The sequence below is a fragment of the Dellaglioa sp. CoH-57-MRSF-20 genome (genome assembly GCF_056781955.1).
The window spans coordinates 1-334 of record NZ_JBXAXV010000193.1 but is presented as its reverse complement, the minus strand read 5'-3'; the positions used below and the strand labels follow the sequence as shown (position 1 = coordinate 334).

Genomic DNA, 334 nt, shown 5'->3' with positions numbered 1-334 from the left:
AAGAACATAAATACTTGTATGTGCTGACCGAGTTTGCCGCTGCCCTGATCGCAGAAGCATTCAAGGGCCGCATCACGCCCGAAGCGGCTGAGACTCAACTGAAGGTCGCGGCAGAGGACCATCGCTGGCCGATGCTCAACAAGTTCCATCTGCTCGGTCTGATGGTGGCCTACAACGAAGGCTACTCGAAGGCCGTGGATGGTCGCGCATTCGACAATCCGTTTGCCAAGGCCGGTTCGCAGGCCGCCGCGTGGGAACTGGGCACGCAAGACGGCGCTGAGCTGCGCACGCAGCGTGAAGCACAGCCCGGCATTCAGCGTCGTACGGTGACTGT

1 protein-coding gene is annotated in these 334 nt (G+C 60.2%); it reads left to right on the top strand.

Going from position 1 to position 334, the window contains the following annotated elements:
- On the top strand, nucleotides 1-334 hold a 334-nt coding region (locus tag AC1RPN_RS08745; RefSeq protein WP_481763800.1), incomplete at both ends, for a hypothetical protein.